Annotated in this window: 18 protein-coding genes; 12 read left to right on the top strand and 6 right to left on the bottom strand. The window is 68.6% G+C overall.

Going from position 1 to position 19,883, the window contains the following annotated elements; translation table 11 throughout:
• Positions 1–45: 45 nt before the first annotated feature.
• Complete coding sequence (gene glmU / locus ABIC90_RS23135) at positions 46–1,485, bottom strand: bifunctional UDP-N-acetylglucosamine diphosphorylase/glucosamine-1-phosphate N-acetyltransferase GlmU (protein ID WP_354358283.1); 1,440 nt, start codon at positions 1,483–1,485, stop codon at positions 46–48.
• On the opposite strand from glmU, the gene ABIC90_RS23130 reads away from it, so the two are divergent.
• Complete coding sequence (locus ABIC90_RS23130; protein ID WP_354358281.1) at positions 1,484–2,371, top strand: DUF6279 family lipoprotein; 888 nt, start codon at positions 1,484–1,486, stop codon at positions 2,369–2,371. The two genes, glmU and ABIC90_RS23130, sit on opposite strands and share 2 nt — an antisense overlap.
• A 40-nt stretch (positions 2,372–2,411) precedes the next feature.
• Here the strand turns inward: ABIC90_RS23130 and ABIC90_RS23125 are convergent, their stop codons facing one another.
• Entirely contained in the window at positions 2,412–3,182 is a 771-nt protein-coding gene (locus ABIC90_RS23125) for a Crp/Fnr family transcriptional regulator (RefSeq protein WP_354358279.1), read from the bottom strand.
• A 92-nt stretch (positions 3,183–3,274) separates the two neighbouring features.
• On the opposite strand from ABIC90_RS23125, the gene ABIC90_RS23120 reads away from it, so the two are divergent.
• A complete protein-coding gene (locus tag ABIC90_RS23120) occupies positions 3,275–3,679 on the top strand; it encodes a BLUF domain-containing protein (RefSeq protein ID WP_354358277.1) in 405 nt (134 codons plus the stop codon).
• 58 nt (positions 3,680–3,737) lie between these two features.
• Here the strand turns inward: ABIC90_RS23120 and ABIC90_RS23115 are convergent, their stop codons facing one another.
• A complete protein-coding gene (locus ABIC90_RS23115) occupies positions 3,738–4,058 on the bottom strand; it encodes a DUF2917 domain-containing protein (protein WP_354358275.1) in 321 nt (106 codons plus the stop codon).
• A 288-nt stretch (positions 4,059–4,346) separates the two neighbouring features.
• Between ABIC90_RS23115 and ABIC90_RS23110 the strand changes: the two genes are divergently transcribed.
• A complete protein-coding gene (locus ABIC90_RS23110; RefSeq protein WP_354358273.1) occupies positions 4,347–5,330 on the top strand; it encodes a LysR substrate-binding domain-containing protein in 984 nt (327 codons plus the stop codon).
• 46 nt (positions 5,331–5,376) lie between these two features.
• Here the strand turns inward: ABIC90_RS23110 and ABIC90_RS23105 are convergent, their stop codons facing one another.
• Positions 5,377–5,994 (bottom strand): 5-formyltetrahydrofolate cyclo-ligase, encoded by a 618-nt coding sequence (locus tag ABIC90_RS23105; protein WP_354358271.1) that lies wholly within the window; start codon positions 5,992–5,994, stop codon positions 5,377–5,379.
• A gap of 36 nt (positions 5,995–6,030) precedes the next feature.
• Between ABIC90_RS23105 and ABIC90_RS23100 the strand changes: the two genes are divergently transcribed.
• The 3 genes from ABIC90_RS23100 to ABIC90_RS23090 all read left to right on the top strand — a co-directional run bounded on the left by ABIC90_RS23100 (position 6,031) and on the right by ABIC90_RS23090 (position 9,464).
• A complete protein-coding gene (locus tag ABIC90_RS23100; protein WP_354358269.1) occupies positions 6,031–8,034 on the top strand; it encodes a lytic transglycosylase domain-containing protein in 2,004 nt (667 codons plus the stop codon).
• Positions 8,035–8,080: 46 nt separating this feature from the next.
• The gene (locus tag ABIC90_RS23095) at positions 8,081–8,656 is read left to right on the top strand and encodes an MgtC/SapB family protein (RefSeq protein ID WP_354358267.1); all 576 of its coding nucleotides are present in this window, start codon (positions 8,081–8,083) and stop codon (positions 8,654–8,656) included.
• 124 nt (positions 8,657–8,780) lie between these two features.
• On the top strand, positions 8,781–9,464 hold the full coding sequence (locus ABIC90_RS23090) for a glutathione S-transferase family protein (protein WP_354358265.1): 684 nt from the start codon (positions 8,781–8,783) through the stop codon (positions 9,462–9,464).
• A gap of 25 nt (positions 9,465–9,489) precedes the next feature.
• Here the strand turns inward: ABIC90_RS23090 and ABIC90_RS23085 are convergent, their stop codons facing one another.
• Entirely contained in the window at positions 9,490–10,215 is a 726-nt protein-coding gene (locus tag ABIC90_RS23085; RefSeq protein ID WP_354358263.1) for an OmpW/AlkL family protein, read from the bottom strand.
• 160 nt (positions 10,216–10,375) lie between these two features.
• Between ABIC90_RS23085 and ABIC90_RS23080 the strand changes: the two genes are divergently transcribed.
• The 5 genes from ABIC90_RS23080 to otsA all read left to right on the top strand — a co-directional run bounded on the left by ABIC90_RS23080 (position 10,376) and on the right by otsA (position 17,823).
• The gene (locus ABIC90_RS23080) at positions 10,376–11,635 is read left to right on the top strand and encodes a multifunctional CCA addition/repair protein (RefSeq protein WP_354358261.1); all 1,260 of its coding nucleotides are present in this window, start codon (positions 10,376–10,378) and stop codon (positions 11,633–11,635) included.
• Between the two features lie 83 nt (positions 11,636–11,718).
• Positions 11,719–13,575, top strand: coding sequence for an ATP-binding response regulator (locus ABIC90_RS23075; protein WP_354358259.1), 1,857 nt, complete (start codon positions 11,719–11,721; stop codon positions 13,573–13,575).
• Positions 13,576–13,691: 116 nt separating this feature from the next.
• Positions 13,692–14,522: a trehalose-phosphatase gene (gene otsB / locus ABIC90_RS23070; protein ID WP_354358257.1), complete on the top strand. Its 831-nt coding sequence runs from the start codon at positions 13,692–13,694 to the stop codon at positions 14,520–14,522.
• A complete protein-coding gene (locus ABIC90_RS23065) occupies positions 14,519–16,441 on the top strand; it encodes a glycoside hydrolase family 15 protein (protein ID WP_354358255.1) in 1,923 nt (640 codons plus the stop codon). The genes otsB and ABIC90_RS23065 overlap by 4 nt, the downstream gene beginning before the upstream one ends.
• Positions 16,438–17,823 (top strand): alpha,alpha-trehalose-phosphate synthase (UDP-forming), encoded by a 1,386-nt coding sequence (otsA, locus tag ABIC90_RS23060; protein ID WP_354358253.1) that lies wholly within the window; start codon positions 16,438–16,440, stop codon positions 17,821–17,823. Before ABIC90_RS23065 ends, otsA begins: the two co-directional genes overlap by 4 nt.
• Before the next feature lie 59 nt (positions 17,824–17,882).
• Here the strand turns inward: otsA and ABIC90_RS23055 are convergent, their stop codons facing one another.
• Positions 17,883–18,221 carry a hypothetical protein gene (locus tag ABIC90_RS23055; protein WP_354358251.1) on the bottom strand — a complete coding sequence of 113 codons (339 nt, stop codon included), beginning with the start codon at positions 18,219–18,221 and terminating at the stop codon, positions 17,883–17,885.
• A 187-nt stretch (positions 18,222–18,408) separates the two neighbouring features.
• Between ABIC90_RS23055 and ABIC90_RS23050 the strand changes: the two genes are divergently transcribed.
• Entirely contained in the window at positions 18,409–19,872 is a 1,464-nt protein-coding gene (locus tag ABIC90_RS23050; RefSeq protein WP_354358249.1) for a PLP-dependent aminotransferase family protein, read from the top strand.
• Positions 19,873–19,883 lie beyond the last annotated feature (11 nt).

The following is a 19,883-nucleotide window of genomic DNA, read 5'->3' as shown; positions in this document are numbered from 1 at the left end:
CAAGCTCAGCGTGAACGGATTTATCTTTTCGAACGCAGCTTGGCATCAGGCCTTCGGCTTTTTCTGTGGCCGCTTCCAGTTGGGAAAGCTCATCGGCTTGCTGCGCGCGACGGTCAGCGCTCCAGGCTCGGTCGACTTGTTCACCGTCGAGCCGCCGCCGATGGTGCCGCCCGCGCCAATGGTGATGGGCGCCACCAGCACGCAGTTGCTGCCCACATGCACGTCGGCCTCGATCACGGTGCGGTGCTTGTTCGCGCCGTCGTAGTTGGCGGTGATGCTGCCCGCGCCGTAGTTGACGCGCTCGCCCACGGTGGCGTCGCCCAGGTAGGCCAGGTGGTTGGCCTTGGCGCCGGCGGCGAGCGTCGAATTCTTCACTTCGACGAAGTTGCCGATGTGCACCTCGGCGCCCAGCTGCGCCCCGGGCCGCAGGCGCGCGAACGGACCGACGAGCGCGCGCTCGCCCACCTTTACGCCGGCCTTCTCGCCGTCGATATGGGTGAACGGATGGATCACCGCGCCCGCTTCGATGCGCGCATTGGCGACGACGCAGTTGGCACCAATGCGCACGCCCTCGCCCAGCGACACCTGGCCTTCGAACACGCAGTTGACGTCGATCTCGACATCGGTGCCGCATTGCAGGGTGCCGCGCAGGTCGAAGCGGGTCGGGTCGGCCAGGCGAACGCCCTGCGCCATCAGCGCGTTGGCCTGGCGCAGCTGCCAGGCGCGTTCCAGCGCCGCAAGCTGCACGGGGCTGTTGATGCCCGCCACCTGGAGCGCATCGGTGGTGATGTGGGCGACCACCGGCACGCCGTCGGCGGCGGCGAGCTTGACCACGTCGGTCAGGTAGTACTCGTTCTGCGCGTTGCGGTTGTCCAGGCGCGCAAGCCAGCCCTTGAGCAGCCGCGCGGGCACGGCCATCACGCCGCTGTAGATCTCGCGCACGGCGCGCTGGGCCTCCGTGGCGTCCTTGTGCTCGACGATGGCGGTCACGGCGCCCTTGCCCCGATCCCCCGTGGCTGCGCGGATGACGCGGCCGTAGCCGGTCGGGTCGTCGAATTCGATGGTCAACAGCGCAAGCCGCTCGCCCGCGCTGGCGGCGACCAGCGCCCTCAAGGTGTCTTCGCCGATCAGCGGCACGTCGCCCGAGAGCACCACCACCGTGCCGTCGTCCGGCAGCAGCGGCACGGCCTGCTGCACGGCATGGCCGGTGCCCAGCTGGGGCTCCTGGCGCGCAAAACGCGGGGTGGCGCCGCCCACGGCGCCTGCCATGGCGGCTTCGACTTCGGCCGCGCCGTGGCCAGTGATCACCACCACATGGCGGGCGCCGATGCGGGCGGCGGTGTCGGCCACATGGGCGATGAGTGCGCGGCCGCTCAAACGATGCAACACTTTGGGCAGTTTGCTTTTCATGCGCGTGCCCTTGCCGGCCGCCATGATCACCACGTCGATCGGCCCCTGGATGTCTTGCTGCGGAGTCTGATTCATGCTTTTTTCTTTCCCGAGTCGTTGCGCGAAGCTGGCGCGAATTATCGGCGTCGTCGCATTGATCGCCGCGCTGGGCGCCTGCAGCGCGGTCAAGCTGGCCTACAACAACCTCCCCGAGGTGAGCTATTGGTGGCTGGACGGCTACTTCGACTTCGACAGCACGCAAACGCCCAAGGTGCGCGACGAGCTCGCCCAGCTCCTTGCCTGGCACCGCCAGAACGAGCTGCCCAAGGTCATTTCGCTGCTGCGGGACGCCCAGGGCCTGGCGCCAGCCGAGGTCACGCCGGCGCAGGCCTGCAAGTTCGCCGACGGCATCCGCGAGCGCCTCCTGGCCGTGACCGAGCGCGCCGAGCCCGCCACCACCGAGCTGGCGCTGAGCCTGAGCGAATCGCAGCTGCAGCAGCTGGAGCGCAAGTACGCCAGGCTCAACGACGACTACCGCAAGGACTGGCTGGACCGCACGCCGGCCCAGGTGCACGAAAAGCGCTACGACCAGTTCCTCGACCGCTGGGAAGATTTCTACGGCCGGCTGACAGAGGCGCAGCGCGATCTGCTCAGGCAGCAGGTCGCGCAGTCGGTGTTCGACCCGCGCCTGGCCTTCGCCGAGCGCCGCAAGCGCCAGCAGGAGGCGCTGGCGATGCTGCGCGGCTTCAGCACCCAGAAGCCGTCGCCGGCCGAAGCGCGCGCGGCGCTGCATGCCTACCTGCTGCGCATCGCCGAGCCGCCGCCCGGGCCCTGGCGCGACCAGCAACAGGCCTTGCTGGAGGAAGGCTGCCGCAACCTCGTCGCCCTGCACAACAGCACCACCGCCAGCCAGCGCGAGCAGGCGGTGCGGCGGCTGCAGGCCTACGAGAACGATCTGCGCCAGCTGGTGGCCGCTCGCTGAAGGGCTTAAAGAAGGCGCGTCCGCCGCTCCGCTTTTCGGATCAGATCAGCGGCGTCGGCCGCATCGGGCGCTCGAAGTAGTCGCCCAGCGTCTCCAGCGCATGCGGCTCCAGAATGCGCAGCCAGCCGGCGTCCAGCTTGTAGAGCCCCAGCCGCTGCAGCCGCCGCAGCGTCTTGTTGGTGTGCACCAGAGAAAGCCCCAGCGCATCGGCAATGTGCTGCTGGTTGAACGGAAACTCCACCCAGCCGTCGCGCACCATGCCCACGCGCTCGGCGCGGCGATACAGGTGCATCAGCAGCATGGCGACGCGCTCGCCCGCGTTGCGCCGCCCGGTGGTGACCAGGTTGTCGTCCACCAGTTTTTCCTCGCGCGCGGCGAGCCAGGTGATGTCGTAGCCCAGCTTGGGCTGTGCATGGAACAAGGGCCAGAGCCGGTCGCGCGAAAAGGCGCAGAAGGTGGCGTCGGTGACCGCCTCCACGCCGTGCGTGTGGCCGTCGGCAAACTCGTCCTGCAGGCCGATGAAGTCGCCGGGCAGCAAAAAGCTCAGGATCTGCCGGCGCCCGTCGGTCAGGGTCTTGTAGCGAAACGCCCATCCCGAATAGAGCGTGAACAGCTGGGTGCTGGGCCGATGCTCGTCGATGATGGTGCCGCCGGCCTCCACGCGCCGGGCGCCGACGCGAAACGACTGAATGGTCTTGAGTTCTTCGTCGGAAGAAGGCAAAAAGGCATCGAGCCGCCGCAAGGCGCAGTCCTCGCAAGGGTTCGGCCCCTGCGGCGGGGAGGCGGCGAAGGGGTAGTCGTCGAATTTCACGCCTCACTATAGGCGCAAGCGCTATGTCTTTTTACATTTCCGAGCACTTCGCAGGTGTCTAGACTCCGCAGCGTTTTTACCTTTCCCGCCGCATGACCGAAGCCCAGCCCCTTCACGAGATCTTTTATTGCAGCCTGCTCGGCCAGGAACTGCCGGCCACCACCGTCGGTGCGATCGTGACCCGGGCGCGCGTGCGCAACGCGGTGCAGGGCATCACCGGCCTGCTGGTGTTCGACGGCATGCGCTTCTGCCAGCACCTCGAAGGCCCGCGCGAGGCTGTCCAGACCTTGATGCGCCGCATCGAGAGCGATCCCCGGCATGTCGAGGTGCGGGTGCTCTACGAAGGGCCGCTCGCGGAGCGCCGCTACAGCGGCTTCGGCATGGGCCTGGCCGAGAGCGAGGGCACCGACCTGATGGCCGGCGTGCACGCCCTGGACGGCGAAGCGGCGCTCAGGCAGTTCCTGGCGCTGCGGCCCAGTTTCGACATCAACGGCTGAGGCATGAAAAAAGCGGCCGAAGCCGCTTTTGTTTGAGCATCCGGGGGCGCGCGGCCGTTCAGACCGGATCCCACGCATAGGTGGCACCGTAGCCGTCCCACGCTTCCATGACGATCCGCTGGCCGGCGGCCACGGTGAGCGATTCACCCGGGGCCAGCACCAGATCTTCGCTGGCGTTGGCGGCGGTGGCGTCCGGCGTGACCCAGACCCGGCCTTGCTTGACCTTCAGCACGCTGGCCGACCGCGCCTTCAGGCTCATCGCCTCGCCGGGCGCAATCTGCCAGGCGCCGCGGCGCACGGCCGGTGGAATGGCGGCAGCGGTGCGTGCGGGAATGGAAGCGGATGCGAGCGATGGGGTGGTGCAGACGGCGGTGGACATGATTGAAACTCCTGGGCTGACCGAAGCGCACTGACAGAGGGAGGCAATCGCGCAGTTCGGACATGAATGATCGTTTTTGCGGCGTTGTCGGTCCAATGAAAACGAAGTAGCCTACTGATGCTCGTTTCGCATCAATCAAAGACTCTCCCCCAGGCTTCGCGCACTTCGTGTCGCTTCTCCTTCCCCCTCGCCGGGGGCAACACCTGCGGCCCGGCGAAGCCGGTTCCGCGGTGTTCCACGAAGGGAGAGCGCAAGTTGATGCGGGCCGGTCTTTTCACAGGCTCATCCATGCAACATTCGCAAACCCACCTGCGTTCCCGCCCCATCTCCGCCGGACACCTGCGCGCCTTCGAGGCCGTGGCCCGGCACCTGAACTTTCGCGCCGCGGCCGAGGAAATGGCGCTCACACAGTCGGCGGTCAGCCGGCAGATCCAGTCGCTGGAGGAAGAGGTGGGCGTGGCGCTGTTCCTGCGCCATACGCGGGCGGTGGAGCTCACCGGCGCCGGCGCGCAGTTGCTGCTGGCGGTGCAGCAGTCGCTGCCGCGCATCGACAATGCGGTGCGGCAGATTCGCCAGAGCGCGGGGCGCAAGAGCGTGTCGCTCACCACCTTTGCGTCGTTCGCCTCGATGTGGCTCATTCCACGGCTGGAAGCCTTCCAGCGCGACAACCCCGAGATCGACATCCGCATCGACGCCAGCGACGTGGCGGTCGACCTGGAAGTGGCCGATGTCGACATCGCCCTGCGTTACGGCCCGCGCGAGGCCATGCCCGCCGGCGCGGTGCGCCTGTTCGGCGAAAACCTGACGCCGGTGGCGAGCCCCTGGCTCATCAAGAGCAGCCCGCCCATCAAGACACCCGCGGACATCACCCGCTTCACGCTGATCGAGGCCGGCGACGCGCATCGCACGCACCTGGAGTGGCTGACCTGGCGGCGCTGGTTCGAGGTCAACGGCCTGGAGCGCGCCCAACCCAAGCGCTGGCTCTATTTCAACTACGCCTACCAGATGGTGCAGGCCGCGCTCACCGGCCAGGGCCTGGTGCTGGCGCGCAGTTCGCTGATTGCCGAGAGCCTGGCCAACGGCGACCTGGTCGAGGTGCTGCCGCAGCACCGCATGGATTCACCGATGGCCTACTGGCTCATCGCCGGCCCGCGCAATGCGCTGCGGCCCGAGGTCAAGGCGTTTGGAGACTGGTTGCAGCTGCAGGCGAGCACCACGCGCGAAACCATCGGCGAGGTGCCCGACCCGGACACCATCGACGACATCGATTGAGGACTCCCATTCCAGGAACACGAAGTGCGCGGCGCCTGGGGGAGAGTCAAGTGAATGGCCAGACGACGCCGTTGTCGTTCAGGATGGCATCGAGAGGAAGGTCATGGGCTTCTGGCTCGAAGTCATCGAGAAAGCCGTGCGTGAACCCCAGGCCCACGGTGAACGGGCGCGGCTCCAGCGCCGCCAGCGTGCGGTCGTAGAAGCCGCCGCCGTAGCCCAGCCGGTAGCCGCCGGCGCTGTAGCCCACGCAGGGCACGAACAGCAGGGTCGGCACGATGAGTTCGGTGTCCTTGGGCTTGGGAATGCCGTAGGCGTCTTCTTCCATCTGGCAGCCCGGGTACCAGGCATGAAAGGTGAGGGTCTTGTGAACCTTGTCGATCACCGGGAGTCCGATGCGGCGACGCTGGGTTTCTTCCATCAGCTCGCCGTCTTCCTTCCAGCGGTGCAATGCGGGCAGCGGATCGAACTCGCCCTTGATCGGCCAGTAGGCGCCGATCACGGTGTCGGGCCTGCCGACCAGCCAGATGCGCATGACGCGCTGCAGCAGATCGGCACGTGTCATCCGGTCCGGCATGGCCAGGCGTTGTTCGATGAGTGCCTTGCGCAGTTGGTCCTTCAGAAAACTCGCCGTCGCCGAAGTGTCGGTACCCTTTGACTTGTCCATAATCCCCCGATGCAGTTCCCAAGCATTTTGGCATCCATGCGCCACCGCCCGCGCAACGCAACGCCAGCCGTTGCTTTTTCCCTCGTCCTGACTGCCGCCGCACTGCTGTTCCACCCGGCCGCAGACGCGCAAACCAACACCAACGACGGCGTGCTGGTGCAGATGAAGCAGGCGTTCCAGCGCGGCGACAAGGCCCGGCTCTCGGCCCTGCTGCCGCAAGCCCGCGGCCACGCGCTCGAGCCCTGGGCCGCCTACTGGGAGCTCAAGGCCCGCCTGCAGGAGGCTTCGCCGAACGAGGTGCAGGACTTCTACGCACGCTACCCCGGCACGTATCAGGAAGACCGCCTGCGCAACGACTGGCTGCTGCTGCTCGGCCAGCGCCGCGACTGGGACGGCTTTGCCGCCAACGTGGCGGGCTTCCGGATGGGCGACGACCCGCAGGTGCGCTGCTACGCCATCCTGGCCGACACGCTGCGCTCGGGCACCGCCACCCAGGCGCAGGCCGACGAGGTGCGCCGCGACTGGCTCGGCCAGAAGGAAGCCGACGACGGCTGCCTCACCGCCGCCGACCGCATGGTCGCCTCGCGCCTGATGTCGCCCAACGACGCCTGGAAGAAGGCGCGCCTGGCTATCGAGGCCAACCGTCCGCAGGCCGCGCGCGGCGCCGTCGCCATTGCCGCGCCCGATGCGCTGCCGCTGTTCGAGGAGCTCAACGCCAGCTCGGCCAAGTTCCTCACCGGCCGAGCCTTCGTGGCCGCCAAGTCGCGCAAGGAATTGGTGGTGCTCGCGCTCGTCAAGGTCGCCATTGCCGACCCCGACATGGCCGCCGCGCAGCTGGACAGCAAATGGGGGCCGATGCTTTCCGCCGAAGAGCGCAACTGGGTCTGGGGCGCCATCGGCCGCGCCTCGGCCAACAAGCTCTCGCCGCAGGCCGTGGGCTACTTTGCCAACGTCACGAAGAACAGCGACCTGTCGGACGACATGCTCGGCTGGCGCGTGCGCGCCGCCTTGCGCGCCGGCCAGTGGAAGGACGTGACGCCCGCCATCAACGCCATGAGCGATGCCGCCCAGCTCGACCCCACCTGGGTCTATTGGAAGGCCCGCGCACTCAGCGCCGCCGGCGGCGACGAGCGCCGCGCCCAGGCCCGCGAGCTGTACGCCAGCATCGCCGGCTCGCGCGGCTTCTATGAAATGCTGGCGCTCGAAGAGCTGGGCCAGCGCATCATGGCGCCGACCAAGCCCGCCCCGCTGACACCCGAAGAAAAAGCCGCCGCCCGCAGCAACCTCGGCCTGAACCGCGGCCTCTATGCGATCGCGATCGGCCTGCGCTCCGAAGGCACGCGCGAGTGGAACTACAGCACCAACCTGCACGACAAGGGCGGCATGGACGACCGCGCGCTGCTCGCCGCGGCCGACTTCGCCTGCCAGCGCGAGGTGTGGGACCGCTGCATCAACACCAGCGAGCGCACCAAGGGCGTGGTCGACGCCGACCAGCGTTTTCCCATGCCCTTCCACGACACGGTGCTGCGCAAGAGCCAGGACATCGGCCTGGACCCGGCCTACGTCTACGGCCTGATCCGCCAGGAGAGCCGCTTCATCATGGACGCCCGCTCGGGCGTGGGTGCGTCGGGCCTCATGCAGGTGATGCCCGCCACCGCGCGCTGGACGGCCCGCAAGATCGGCATGACCGACTTCACGCCCGGCCAGATCAACGACCGCGAAACCAACATCACCATCGGCACCAACTACCTGAAGCTCGCGCTGGACGACTTCGACGGTTCGATGGCGCTGGCCGCCGCCGCCTACAACGCAGGCCCGGGCCGTCCGCGCAACTGGCGCAACGGGCCGGTGATCGATGCCGCCATCTGGGCCGAAAACGTGCCGTTCTCCGAAACCCGCGACTACGTGAAGAAGGTGCTGGCCAACACCACCAACTATGCCGCCGTCATCAGCGGCAAGCCGCAGTCGCTGAAGGAGCGCCTCGGCCGCGTCGGCCCGCGCAACGCCGCCGAACCCGAGCCGAACAAGGACCTCCCCTAGGATGAGACTTACTCCCAGTAAAGCGTGATGGAACACTGAGATGCAGATGAGCTGGCACACCGAGGTGCTGGACACCATCGCGTCCGAGTTCTCGGACGTGACGGATGTCGCGCAGCTCACCCGCATCATCCTGCGGCTCACGCTCGCGGCGGTGCTGGGTTTCGTGCTGGGCTTCGAGCGCGAGCAGCAGGGCAAGGCGGCGGGCGTGCGCACCCACATGCTGGTGGCCATCGGCTCGGCGATGTTCGTGCTGATCCCGCAGCAGACCGGCATCGGCCCGGCCGACATGAGCCGCGTGATCCAGGGGCTGGTGGCGGGCGTGGGCTTTCTTTGCGCCGGCACCATCCTCAAGCAGGGCAAGGACGAGTCGCAGGTGCAGGGCCTCACCACCGCCGCGGGGCTCTGGATGACCGCCGCCATCGGCATGGCCTGCGGCCTGGGCCGCGAAGCGACGGCCTTGCTGAGCGCGCTGCTCGCCCTGGCGGTGCTGTCGCTGGTGCCGCGTCTGGTGGGCGTGATCGAGCGCGTGGTCGGCCCGCCGCGCGAGGAAGGCAAAGACGGCTCGCCGGCCGCCCCGCGCGTGATCGCTTCGCCAGACGACGACACCCGCCGCGACCGCTGAACGCGCCAGCGCCGATGCGGCGCGGCGCCGCATCAATTCACGCCGCGTTCGGCATCAATTGCGCAACGCACCCCGGCTAGCATCGACGGCTTTGCACGCGACACCGAACCCAAGGAACACCCTGATGCGCAAGCTCTACATCGGCAACAAGAACTACTCGTCGTGGTCCATGCGCCCCTGGGTGCTCATGAAGCAGGCCGGCATCGCCTTCGACGAGGTGATGGTGCGCTTCGATTCCTTCGAGGCCGAATCGCAGTTCAAGCACACCATCGGCTCGATCAACCCGGTGGCCAAGGTGCCGGTGCTGGTGGACGGCGACCTGGTGGTCTGGGACACGCTGGCCATCGCCGAATACCTGGCCGAGACCTTTCCCGACAAGCAGCTCTGGCCCCGGGCCGCAGCCGACCGGGCGCGCGCACGCAGCATCTGCGCGGAGATGCATTCGGGCTTCGGCGGCCTGCGCGGCCATTGCGGCATGAACATCGAGGCCTCGCTGCCCGAGGTCGGCGCGGAGCTGCTGCGGGAGCAGCCCGCCGTGCGCGGCGACCTGGACCGCATCGTGCAGATGTGGACCGACCTCCTGGACACCCACGGCGGCCCGATGCTGTTCGGCGGCTTCAGCATCGCCGACGCCTACTTCGCGCCCATCGGCACGCGCATCAAGACCTACGGCTTGCCGGTGCCGCCGGCCCTCTCGGCCTACATCGAGCGCGTGCAGGCGCTGCCGGGCGTCAAGGCCTGGATCGACGAGGCGCTGGCGGAAAAAGACTTCCTGCAGTTCGAAGAGCCCTACCGCACCGGGCGGTAAGGCTTCATCGGCTGCGGGCCGGCGGTCAGAACCGGTATGTCGCCGACAGGAAGGTGACGATCGGATTCAGCTTGAGGCTCGCCTCGCTGCGGGCAACGGGCAGGCCGGTGACCGAGGTCGTGGTCAGCTTGGCCTTGGTCTTCAGCGGGATGTACGACACCGAGAACGACAGGCCCCAGTGCTTGTCGAGCTGGTAGGAGACACCGGCGTTGAGCACCGGCGCGAACGAGCTGTCCAGCTTGGCCGTCGTGTTCACCGCATAAGGCGATTGGCGGAACTGGCTGGCCAGCGCCCCCTGCAGGTTCGGCGTGAGCTTCACGTCGCTGTACCAGACGTAGGTGGCGCCCAGGCCCACGAAGGGACGGAAGGCGTCGTTGCCTTCGTTGAAGTTGTACTTCACCAGGACGGTCGGACTCCATTGGCGGGCCTCGCCGAGTTCGCCGACGCGGGCCAGCGTGCCCTTGCCTTCGAGCTTGAACTTCGGCGGCACGCCCAGCACGCCCTCCACGGCCCAGTGGCTGTCGATGAAATAGGCCAGGCTCAGGCCCAGCGTGTCCGAGTCCTTGACGCTGGCGCCCGAACCCTGCAGCACGCTCTGCACAGGCGCCGTCACCGTGAGCGGCTTGCTCGAATCCTGCGGCGACAAATGAAACCAGCCCGCACCGGCAACCCAGTCACCGGCGTTTTGCGCGAACGCACAGCCGGAAGCCAGGACACCGAGAGCCGCCAGCGCAAACTTTGTTTTCTTCATGATGTGAATGCTCCTTTGGTTGAAAAGTCACTGCAAACACGGCATCAGCGCAAGACTGATGGAGCGACCGGACCCATTTTCGAACGACCGTTCGGTTTGCCTTCGAATTATCGAACGGTCGTTCTTTTCGGCTCTTGGGGAGTATCCCTACACTGCATTCATGAATATCTTTCTCGTCGGCGGTGCCCTGCGCGACCGGCTGCTCGGACGCCCGGTGTCCGACCGCGACTGGCTGGTGGTCGGCGCCACGCCCGAAGACATGACACGCCGCGGCTACCTGCCCGTGGGGCGCGACTTTCCGGTGTTCCTGCACCCGTCCACGCGCGAGGAATACGCGCTCGCCCGCACCGAGCGCAAGAGCGCGCCGGGCTACCGCGGCTTCACCATCCACACCGCGCCCGACGTCACGCTGGAGCAGGACCTGGCCCGCCGCGACCTGACCGTCAACGCCATTGCCCTGCCGGCCGAGCTGGTGGGCCCTGACGGCGATTTCGAACCCGATGCCGACACGCTGGCCGACCCTTTCCACGGCCGGCGCGACCTGCGCGACAAGGTGCTGCGCCACGTGACCGAGGCCTTTCGCGAAGACCCGGTGCGCATCCTGCGCGTGGCCCGCTTCGCCGCGCGCTTCGACGATTTCTCGGTCGCGCCCGAAACCATGGCGCTGATGCGCGAGATGGTCGCGGCCGGCGAAGCCGATGCGCTGGTGCCCGAGCGCGTCTGGCAGGAGCTGTCGCGCGGCCTCATGGAAACGCGGCCGTCGCGCATGTTCGAGGTGCTGCGCACATGCGGCGCGCTCGCGGTGCTGCTGCCCGAAGTCGACCGGCTCTGGGGCGTGCCCCAGCCCGCGCAGCACCACCCCGAGGTGGACACCGGCGTGCACCTGATGATGGTCGTGGACACCAGCGCGCGGCTTGCGGCCCCGCTGCCGGTGCGCTTTGCCTGCCTGATGCACGACCTGGGCAAGGGCACCACGCCCGCCGAGATGCTGCCGCGCCACATCGGCCACGAAAAACGCAGCGCCGAGCTGCTGCACGCGGTGTGCGACCGCTGGCGCGTGCCGGTCGATGTGCGCGAGCTGGCCGAGGTGGTGGCGCGCGAGCACGGCAACCTGCACCGCAGCGGCGAGCTCGATGCGGCGGCGCTGGTGCGGCTGCTGGAGCGCTGCGACGCCTTTCGCAAGCCCGCGCGCTTTGCCGAAGTGCTGCTGGCCTGCGAGTGCGATGCGCGCGGCCGGCTCGGCCTGGAGGACGCGCCCTATCCGCAGCGTGCACGGCTGCTGGCGGTGCTCGCCGCGGCGGCGGCGGTGGCCACCGACGAGATCGCGCGCAAGGCCCAGCAGTCGGGCGCCAAGGGGCCGCAGATCGGCGAGGCCATTCACCAGGCGCGCGTGGAGGCGGTCGCGGCGTCGCTGGGCTGAGACAGCGGTCGAGCCCAGCCGCCCCGCGCGGGGCATGACTTCTGGCACTTCCCCGGTCGGATCGGCGCAATAGCATCGATCGGATGAAAGCCCCCGAGCCGCAGACCTCGCCGTCGCCCTCGCGCGAACCCGCATCGCCCCATCCGGCGGTGCCGGGCGACCTGGCCCTGCGTGTGCTGCGGGAGCACGTGGCCTCGGTGTACGCGGCCTACAACGCATCGATCGTGGTGCACTTCGGCCTGGGCGCCGCGCTCGGCGTGACCATGTATCTGCAGCATCCGAGGTGGTGGATCCTGGCGTGGATGGCCGCCCATCTGAGCCTGGGCCTTGCGCTGTACCTGATGCCGCGCTGGCATGCCGGCCTGCCGCTGGACGCGACGCCGCTCTGGGCGCGACGCCATGCGCGCACCGTCACGTTGGTGAGCATGGCCACGGCCACGGCGCCGTGGTTTTTCATCTCGCCCCATGACCTGGCCACCACCTCGGTGCTCACGGTCGTGGTCATCGGCAGCTGCGCCCGCGCGATGCAGTTGCTGTGGCCGTTGAAGCCCGCGCTCTACGGCTACACGCTGCCGATGATGCTGAGCCTCATCGCCGCGCTGGCCTGGCAGGGCGACGGCATGCACCTCTTCCTTGCCGTGTTCAGCCTCGGGTATTTGCTGTTCACGCTGCGCGTGGGCGGCCAGCAGCACCGGCTGCTGACCGACTCGCTGGTGCTGCGCTTCGAGAACGAGGCGCTGGCCGCGCAGCTGGGTGTTCAGATCGCCGCGGCCGAGCGCGCGAGCGCGGAGAAGACGCGCTTTCTCGCCACCGCCAGCCACGATCTGCGCCAGCCGCTGCACGCCATCGCCCTCTTCGGCGCCGCGCTGGAGAACGAACTGCGCGAGCACCACGGCAGCCGCAACGCGCGACGGCTGATGCGCGCGGTGAATGCGCTGGGCGATTCGCTGGACACCATGCTGGACGTCTCGCGCCTGGACGCGGGCGTGGTCACGCCCAGGCTCGCGGCGGTGTCGCTGGACGCCCTCTTCCGCGCGCTCAACCACACCTTCGCGGCGCAGGCGGAGCAGCGCGATCTGCAACTGCGCATGCGCGCCAGCGGCCTGTGGGTGCGCAGCGACCCGCAACTGCTGCATCGCATGCTCTCGAACCTGATCGACAACGCGCTCAAGTACACCGCAGAGGGCGGCGTCGCCGTGCGGGCACGATCGCGCAGCGATGCAGTGTGGATCGAGGTGCGCGACACCGGCATCGGCATCGCGCCCGAGCAGCAGGCGCGGGTGTTCGAGGAGTACTACCAGGTCCGCAACCCCGGCCGCGACCGCGCGCAGGGCCTGGGCATCGGCCTGTCGGTGGTGGAGCGGCTCTCCCGCCTGCTCGACCACCCGGTGCAGGTGAACTCGCGCGTCGGTCGCGGCACGCGCTTTCGGCTGCAGTTGCCCGCGGCGGAGGCGGCGGCGGCCGACGCTGTTTTCGCGCCACCTGAATCGCCCGCTTCGCATCACGCCCCCGCGCCGGCCCACGGGCGCGTGCTGCTGATCGACGACGAAGCCGAGATCCGCGAGGCCATGCGCGGCCTGCTGCATGCGCACGGCATCGGCATCGAGACCGTCGCCAGCGAAGCCGAGGCCATCGAGACGCTGGGCCGGCCCGGGGCGCAGGAACACCCCGTCGTGCTGCTGCTGTGCGACTACCGCCTGTCCAACGGCGACAACGGGCTGGACGTGGGCCTGCGGCTGCAGCGCCGCTTCGGGCTCGATGCGCCGCTGGTGCTGATCACCGGCGAGACCGCGCCCGAGCGGCTGCAGCGGGTGCGCGCATCCGGCGTGCCGGTGCTGTTCAAGCCGGTAAGCGCCGCCACGCTGCTGCGGACGCTGGGCGACTTCGTGCCCGGCCTGGTTCGCGAGCCGCACGCCCCGGGCACCCTTCAGGCTGCGTAGGCCGCACCACGTACGCAGCACCGCGCGGGCCGTACAAAGATCGCGGCCCAGGCCGCGCAGGACGTCCGGTTTTGGCCGACACACGGGGCATGGCACCCGTGTTATGGTTTTTCCCAATGCCAAAGTCCTTCGACAGCAACCTCCAGTTGCCTCCTCCGCTGGGCCGGAACGCCGCCCTTTTCCTCGACTTCGACGGCACGCTGGTGGGCCTTGCGCCCACCCCGGAAGCCATCGAAATTCCCCCGGCCCTCGTCTCGTTGCTGAGCGACCTGAGCGACCAGCTCGGCGGCGCACTCGCCGTGGTGTCGGGCCGCCAGATCGACGCGATCGACCGCTTCCTGGCGCCGCTGCGCCTGCCGGCCGCCGGCGAGCACGGGGTGCAGCGCCGCGACGCCAAAGGCCGCATGCAGGAGCAGCATGCGCCCGACCTCAAGCCCATTCTGGAAGTCGCCAACGAACTCGCGCGCGTGCACGAGGGCCTGCTGGTCGAGCGCAAGCACGCCGCGGTTGCGCTGCATTACCGGCTCGCGCCGCAGCTGGAGGCGGTGTGCCTGGATGCGATGTCGCGCGCCGTCGATGGCCGTCCGCACCTGGAACTGCTGCACGGCAAGTTCGTGTTCGAGGTCAAGCCTTCGGGCGTCAACAAGGGCCTGGCCATCGAGGCCTTCATGACCGAGCCGCCCTTCGCGGGCCGCACGCCCTTCTTCGCGGGCGACGACACCACCGACGAGAGCGGCTTTGCCGTGGTGCAGCCGGCCGGCGGCATCGCCATCAAGGTCGGCTCGGGGCCCAGCCTCGCGCTGCACCGCCTCGAATCGCCGCGCGCCGTCTACGAATGGCTGGTGCAGGCACGCGACATGCTGGTGACACCGGCCCCCGACCGCACAGACGCCCCTGCCGCCCCCGACGAACAAAAACCCGAAGAATCACCGAGGAACCCCGGATGACCGAACAACAACTGCCGAAGGCGCCCGAGGACCGCGCCGGCCAGGCGGTGCCCGACGCCGCCGGCCCCGACGACCGCGCGCCGGTCGACATTAAGGCCGTCACCGCGCCAGGCCCGCGCGGATTCGCGCCACCGGCGGAGCCTTCGCTCAATGTCGGCGTGGTCGGCAACTGCGCCTACAGCGCGCTCATCGACGCCCGTGGCCGCGCGGTCTGGTGCTGCCTGCCGCGCTTCGACGGCGACCCGGTCTTCAACGCCCTGCTGCACCCCGGCGAAGACGCCGGCGCCTGGAGCTTCGAGATCGAAGACTTCGCCGAAGCCAAGCAGTGGTACGAGCCCAATACCGCCGTGCTGCGCACACAGCTCTTCGACAGCGCCGGCCAGGGCATCGAGATCACCGACTTCGCGCCCCGCTTCTACAGCCGCTCGCGCTACTTTCGCCCGCTGATGCTGGTGCGCCGCGTGCGGCCCATTGCCGGCGCGCCGCGCGTGCGCGTGTCGCTGGACCCGTGCTTCCAGTGGGGCGCCTCGGCGCCCGTCGAGGTGACGCGCGGCAGCAACCACATCCGCTACGTCGGCCCCGATGTGACGCTGCGGCTGAACACCGACGCCTCGATCTCGCACATCCTCTCGCGCCAGCCCTTCGTGATCTCGCGCGAGTACAACTTCATGTTCGGCGTGGACGAGACGCTGCTCGACGGCATCGCCGACACGGCGCGCAAGTTCGAGCAGGAAACCATCGCCTACTGGCGCACCTGGAGCAAGCGCCTGGCGATTCCCTTCGAGTACCAGGACGCGGTGATCCGCGCGGCCATCACGCTGAAGATGTCGCTGTACGAGGACACCGGCGCCATCGTCGCGGCCATGACCACCAGCATCCCCGAGGCGCCGGGCAGCCAGCGCAACTGGGACTACCGCTACTGCTGGCTGCGCGACGCCTTCTTCGTGGTGCGCGCGCTCAATTCGCTGAGCGAAGTGGGCACCATGGAGGACTACCTTCGCTGGCTGGGCAACGTGGTGATCGGCTCGCACGGCGAGCACATCCAGCCGCTGTACGGCATCGGGCTGGAGCGCGAGCTGCCCGAGTCTTTCGTCGAGGGCCTGCCCGGCTATCGCGGCATGGGTCCGGTGCGCGTGGGCAACCAGGCGCAGGAACACTTTCAGCACGACGTGTACGGCAACATCGTGCTCGGCGCGGCGCAGGCCTTCCACGACCACCGGCTGCTGGCCCGCGCAGGCGTGGCGGAATTTCCGCACCTGGAAGCGGTGGGCGAGCAGGCGGTGCGCGTGTACGGCACGCCCGACGCCGGCATGTGGGAGCTGCGCACCCGCGCCCGCGTGCACACCAGCTCGGCGCTGATGAGCTGGGCCGCCTGCGACCGGCTGGCCAAGATCGCGATCGCGCTGGAGCTGCCCGACCGCGCCGCCTATTGGCACGCCCATGCCGCGCGCATGAAAGAGGAAATTCTCGAAAAGTCGTGGTGCGAAGAGCGCCAGGCCTTTGCCGAGAGCTTCGGCGGCCACGAGCTCGACGCGAGCATCCTGTTGATGGTCGAGGTGGGCCTGATCGATGCGCGCGACCCGCGCTTCATCTCCACCGTCGACGCCATGGAAAAGTCGCTCTGCGACGGCCCCTACATGCGCCGCTACGAGGCGGCCGACGATTTCGGCAAGCCCGAGACCGCCTTCAACATCTGCACCTTCTGGCGCATCGACGCACTCGCCAAGATCGGCCGCAAGGCCGAGGCCCGCCAGATCTTCGAGACCATGCTCGCGGCGCGCAACCCGCTGGGCCTGCTCTCGGAAGACACCCACCCGGTCACGGGCGAGATGTGGGGCAACTTTCCGCAGACCTATTCCATGGTCGGCATCATCAATGCGGCGGTGCGCCTGTCCGCTCCTTGGGACTCTTGCATATGAGCCGCCTTGTCGTCGTTTCCAACCGCGTGGCCGATCCGCGCAAGCCCGCCGCCGGCGGCCTGGCCGTCGCACTCGGCGAAAGCCTTCAGCAATCCGGCGGCCTGTGGTTCGGCTGGAGCGGCCATGTCGTCGAAGACGGCCCCACCGGCGAAGGCGAGCTGCACAAGCAGCAGGCCGGCAAGGTGACGCTGGCCACCATCGACCTGAGCCGCGAGGACCACGACAGCTACTACCTGGGCTACAGCAACGACGTGCTCTGGCCGGTGTTCCACAACCGGCTGGACCTGGCGCACTTCGACGCCGGCTTCATCGGCGGCTACCGGCGCGTGAACCAGCTGTTCGCGCGCAAGCTGATGCCGATGCTGAAAGACGACGACATCATCTGGATCCATGACTACCACCTGATGCCGCTGGCCGCCGAGCTGCGCGCCATGGGCTGCAAGCAGCGCATCGGCTTTTTCCTGCACATTCCGCTGCCGCCGCAGATCATCGTGGCGGCCATTCCGCAGCACGAGTGGCTGATGCGCTCGCTGTTCGCCTACGACCTCATCGGCTTCCAGGCCCAGCAGGACGTGCAGCATTTCGAGCACTACGTGCGCAACGAGGCGCACGGCGAATACCTGGGCGAGGACATGTACCGCGCCTACGGGCAGACGGTGCGCTGCAGCGCCTTCCCCATCGGCATCGACGTGGACGAATTCGCGGCGCTCACGCATGCCAAGGAATCGCGCGACATGTACGACACCATGAAGCGCGAGTACTCGAGCCGGCGCCTGTTGCTGGGCATCGACCGGCTCGACTACTCCAAGGGCATTCCGCAGCGTGTGCGCGCCTTCCGCGAGCTGCTGGCCCATTACCCGGAGAACAGGCGCAGCGCCACGCTGATCCAGATCGCCTCGCCCACACGCGAGACGGTCGATGCCTATGGCGACATCCGGCGCGAGCTCGAGTCGCTGTGCGGCGCCATCAACGGCGACTACGGCGAGCTCGACTGGATGCCGGTGCGCTACATCCACCGCATGGTGGCACGCAAGCGGGTGCCGGGGCTGTGCCGCGCGGCCGCCGTGGGGCTGGTCACGCCGCTGCGCGACGGCATGAACCTGGTCGCCAAGGAATACATCGCGGCGCAGGACCCGGCCGACCCGGGGGTGCTGGTGCTGTCGCGCTTTGCGGGCGCGGCCGAGCAGTTGAAGGAAGCGCTGCTGGTGAACCCCTACGACACGCACGGCACCGCCGAGACAGTGCAGCAGGCGCTGCAGATGCCGCTGGAAGAGCGGCGCGACCGGCACCAGAAGCTGCTGTCGCGCATCCGCGAGCAGGACATCCATTGGTGGCGGCGCAGCTTTCTCGATGCGCTGCGCGAGGCTGCGAGCCAGCGCTAATTTTTTGGCGCGGCTGCGTGTTGTTCAGGGCGGCGATCGCGCCCTGAACGAGCGGCGCCCTACCACCCCGTGAGCAGGCGCACGAAGCGCATCACCGGCCGCGCCTCGCCGAGTTCGGCCCCAGAGCCCAGGCCCTTCGCCGGCGCATGCACCCGCAGGTGCACAGGCGCCAACGCCGACACCTCGATCCAGCCCCCGTGCTCGATGCGATGCACCTCGCCTTCGTCGAGCACCGTCTCGCGCATGTACACCGTGCCGCCGAACCAGCCCGGCGGCGACACCACGCGTGCCCGGCCCTCGGCCATTTGAAGCCAGGTGCCGGCATCGACGGCGGTGCGCAAGGACTCGCCGGACGCGAGGACGATGGAATCGGGGGCTTGGGACAGGGTGGTGATCATGGCGGGCCTCGGTGGGTGAAGAAAGCGGTGGGGCGAGCAGCCATCGTAGAAATTCGGCCGCCTGAAAAACAGGCACACCCACCGGCCATTCGCACCGGAACAGCCACGGCGGCAGGCATCTGTTATGGTCGTTTTCCCGAGCAACTGCATCTGTTTTCGGATGCCCGATTGGGGGAGCATCGACGCCATGGACTCGCTACCGCTCTACCGGCAACTCGCCGCGCACTACGTGGATGCGATCCACACCGGCTCGCTCAAGCAGGGCGACAAGCTGCCCTCGCTGCGCGTCCTCATGCGGCTGCACGACATCAGCCTGTCGACCGCGCTGCAGCTGTGCCGCGCGATGGAAAGCGACGGCTGGGTGGAGGCGCGGGACCGATCGGGCTACTTCGTGCGCCGGCCGCAGCGCATGGCCATCGCGCCGATGGCTGAGCCGGTGGCCGACGTGCCGCCCGACCCGGCGCAGCTGGTCAGCATGCGCACGCGCATGGCGACTTTCATGGCGCGCGGGCGGCACACCGGCATCAAGCTCAACTTTGCGATTGCACGCGCGGCCCCCGAGCTGTACCCGGCCGAGGCCCTGCGCAATTCGATGACCCGCGCGCTGCGCCAGCGGCCGGAGCTGCTGACCACGGCCTCCTCGCAAAAAGGCAACCTGCAATTTCGCCAGGCGCTGGCGCAACGGAACCTGCGCGTGGGCATGACAGTCTCGCCCGACGAGGTGCTGGTCACCAACGGCTGCATCGAGGCGCTGAACCTCGCGCTGCGCGCCATCGGCAAGGCCGGTGACACAGTGGCCGTGGAGTCGCCCACCTTCTACGGCCTGCTGCAGGTGCTGGAAAGCCTGGGCATGCGGGCGCTCGAGATACCGACCAGCCCGCAGACCGGCATGTCGCTGGAGGCGCTGGACCTGGCCATCCACACCTACGACGACATCAAGGCGGTGGTGGTGGTGCCGCACCTGCAGAACCCCATCGGCAGCGTGATGCCCGACAGTCACAAGCAGCGCCTGGTGCAGATGTGCGAGAAGCACGGCATCGCGCTCGTCGAAGACGACACCTACAGCGACCTGTTGGAGGCCGAGGTACCGCTGCGCGCGGCCAAGTCGTGGGACCGCACGGGCAACGTGATCTATTGCGCGTCGCTGCACAAGGTGCTGGCGCCGGGCCTGCGGCTGGGCTGGATCACCGCGGGGCGCTGGCATGCGCAGGTGGAAATGCTCAAGTACGCGCAGACGCGCAACAACGAGGCGCTGGCGCAGATCGCCGCGGGCGAGTTCATCGACAGCGGCCGCTACGACCGGCACCTGCGGCGCCTGCGCGAGCACCTGCATGTGCAGCGCGACCAGACGGCCGACGCCATCGCCAAGTACTTTCCGGCCGGCACGCGGCTGAACCTGCCGCGCGGCGGGCTGCAGCTGTGGGTGGAGATGCCGGCGGAGGCGTCGTCGGTCAGCGTGTTCGATGCGGCGCTGCACGAGCAGATGCTGGTGGCGCCGGGCGCGCAGTTTTCCAACTCGGGGCGCTTCGACAACTACCTGCGCATCAACTGCGGCTGGCCGTATTCGCCGGCGGTGGATGCGGGGCTGCGGCGGCTGGGCGAGATCGTGTCGGCGGTGGCGGCCGGCAAATCGCCGCCCGCGCGCCGCTGAGGCACCGCGGC

The sequence above is a fragment of the Variovorax boronicumulans genome, assembly GCF_040544675.1.
In the GTDB taxonomy this organism is placed as follows: domain Bacteria; phylum Pseudomonadota; class Gammaproteobacteria; order Burkholderiales; family Burkholderiaceae_C; genus Variovorax; species Variovorax boronicumulans_D.
The sequence above is the reverse complement of the archived record's forward strand: the minus strand, read 5'-3'. Positions and strand labels throughout refer to the sequence as shown.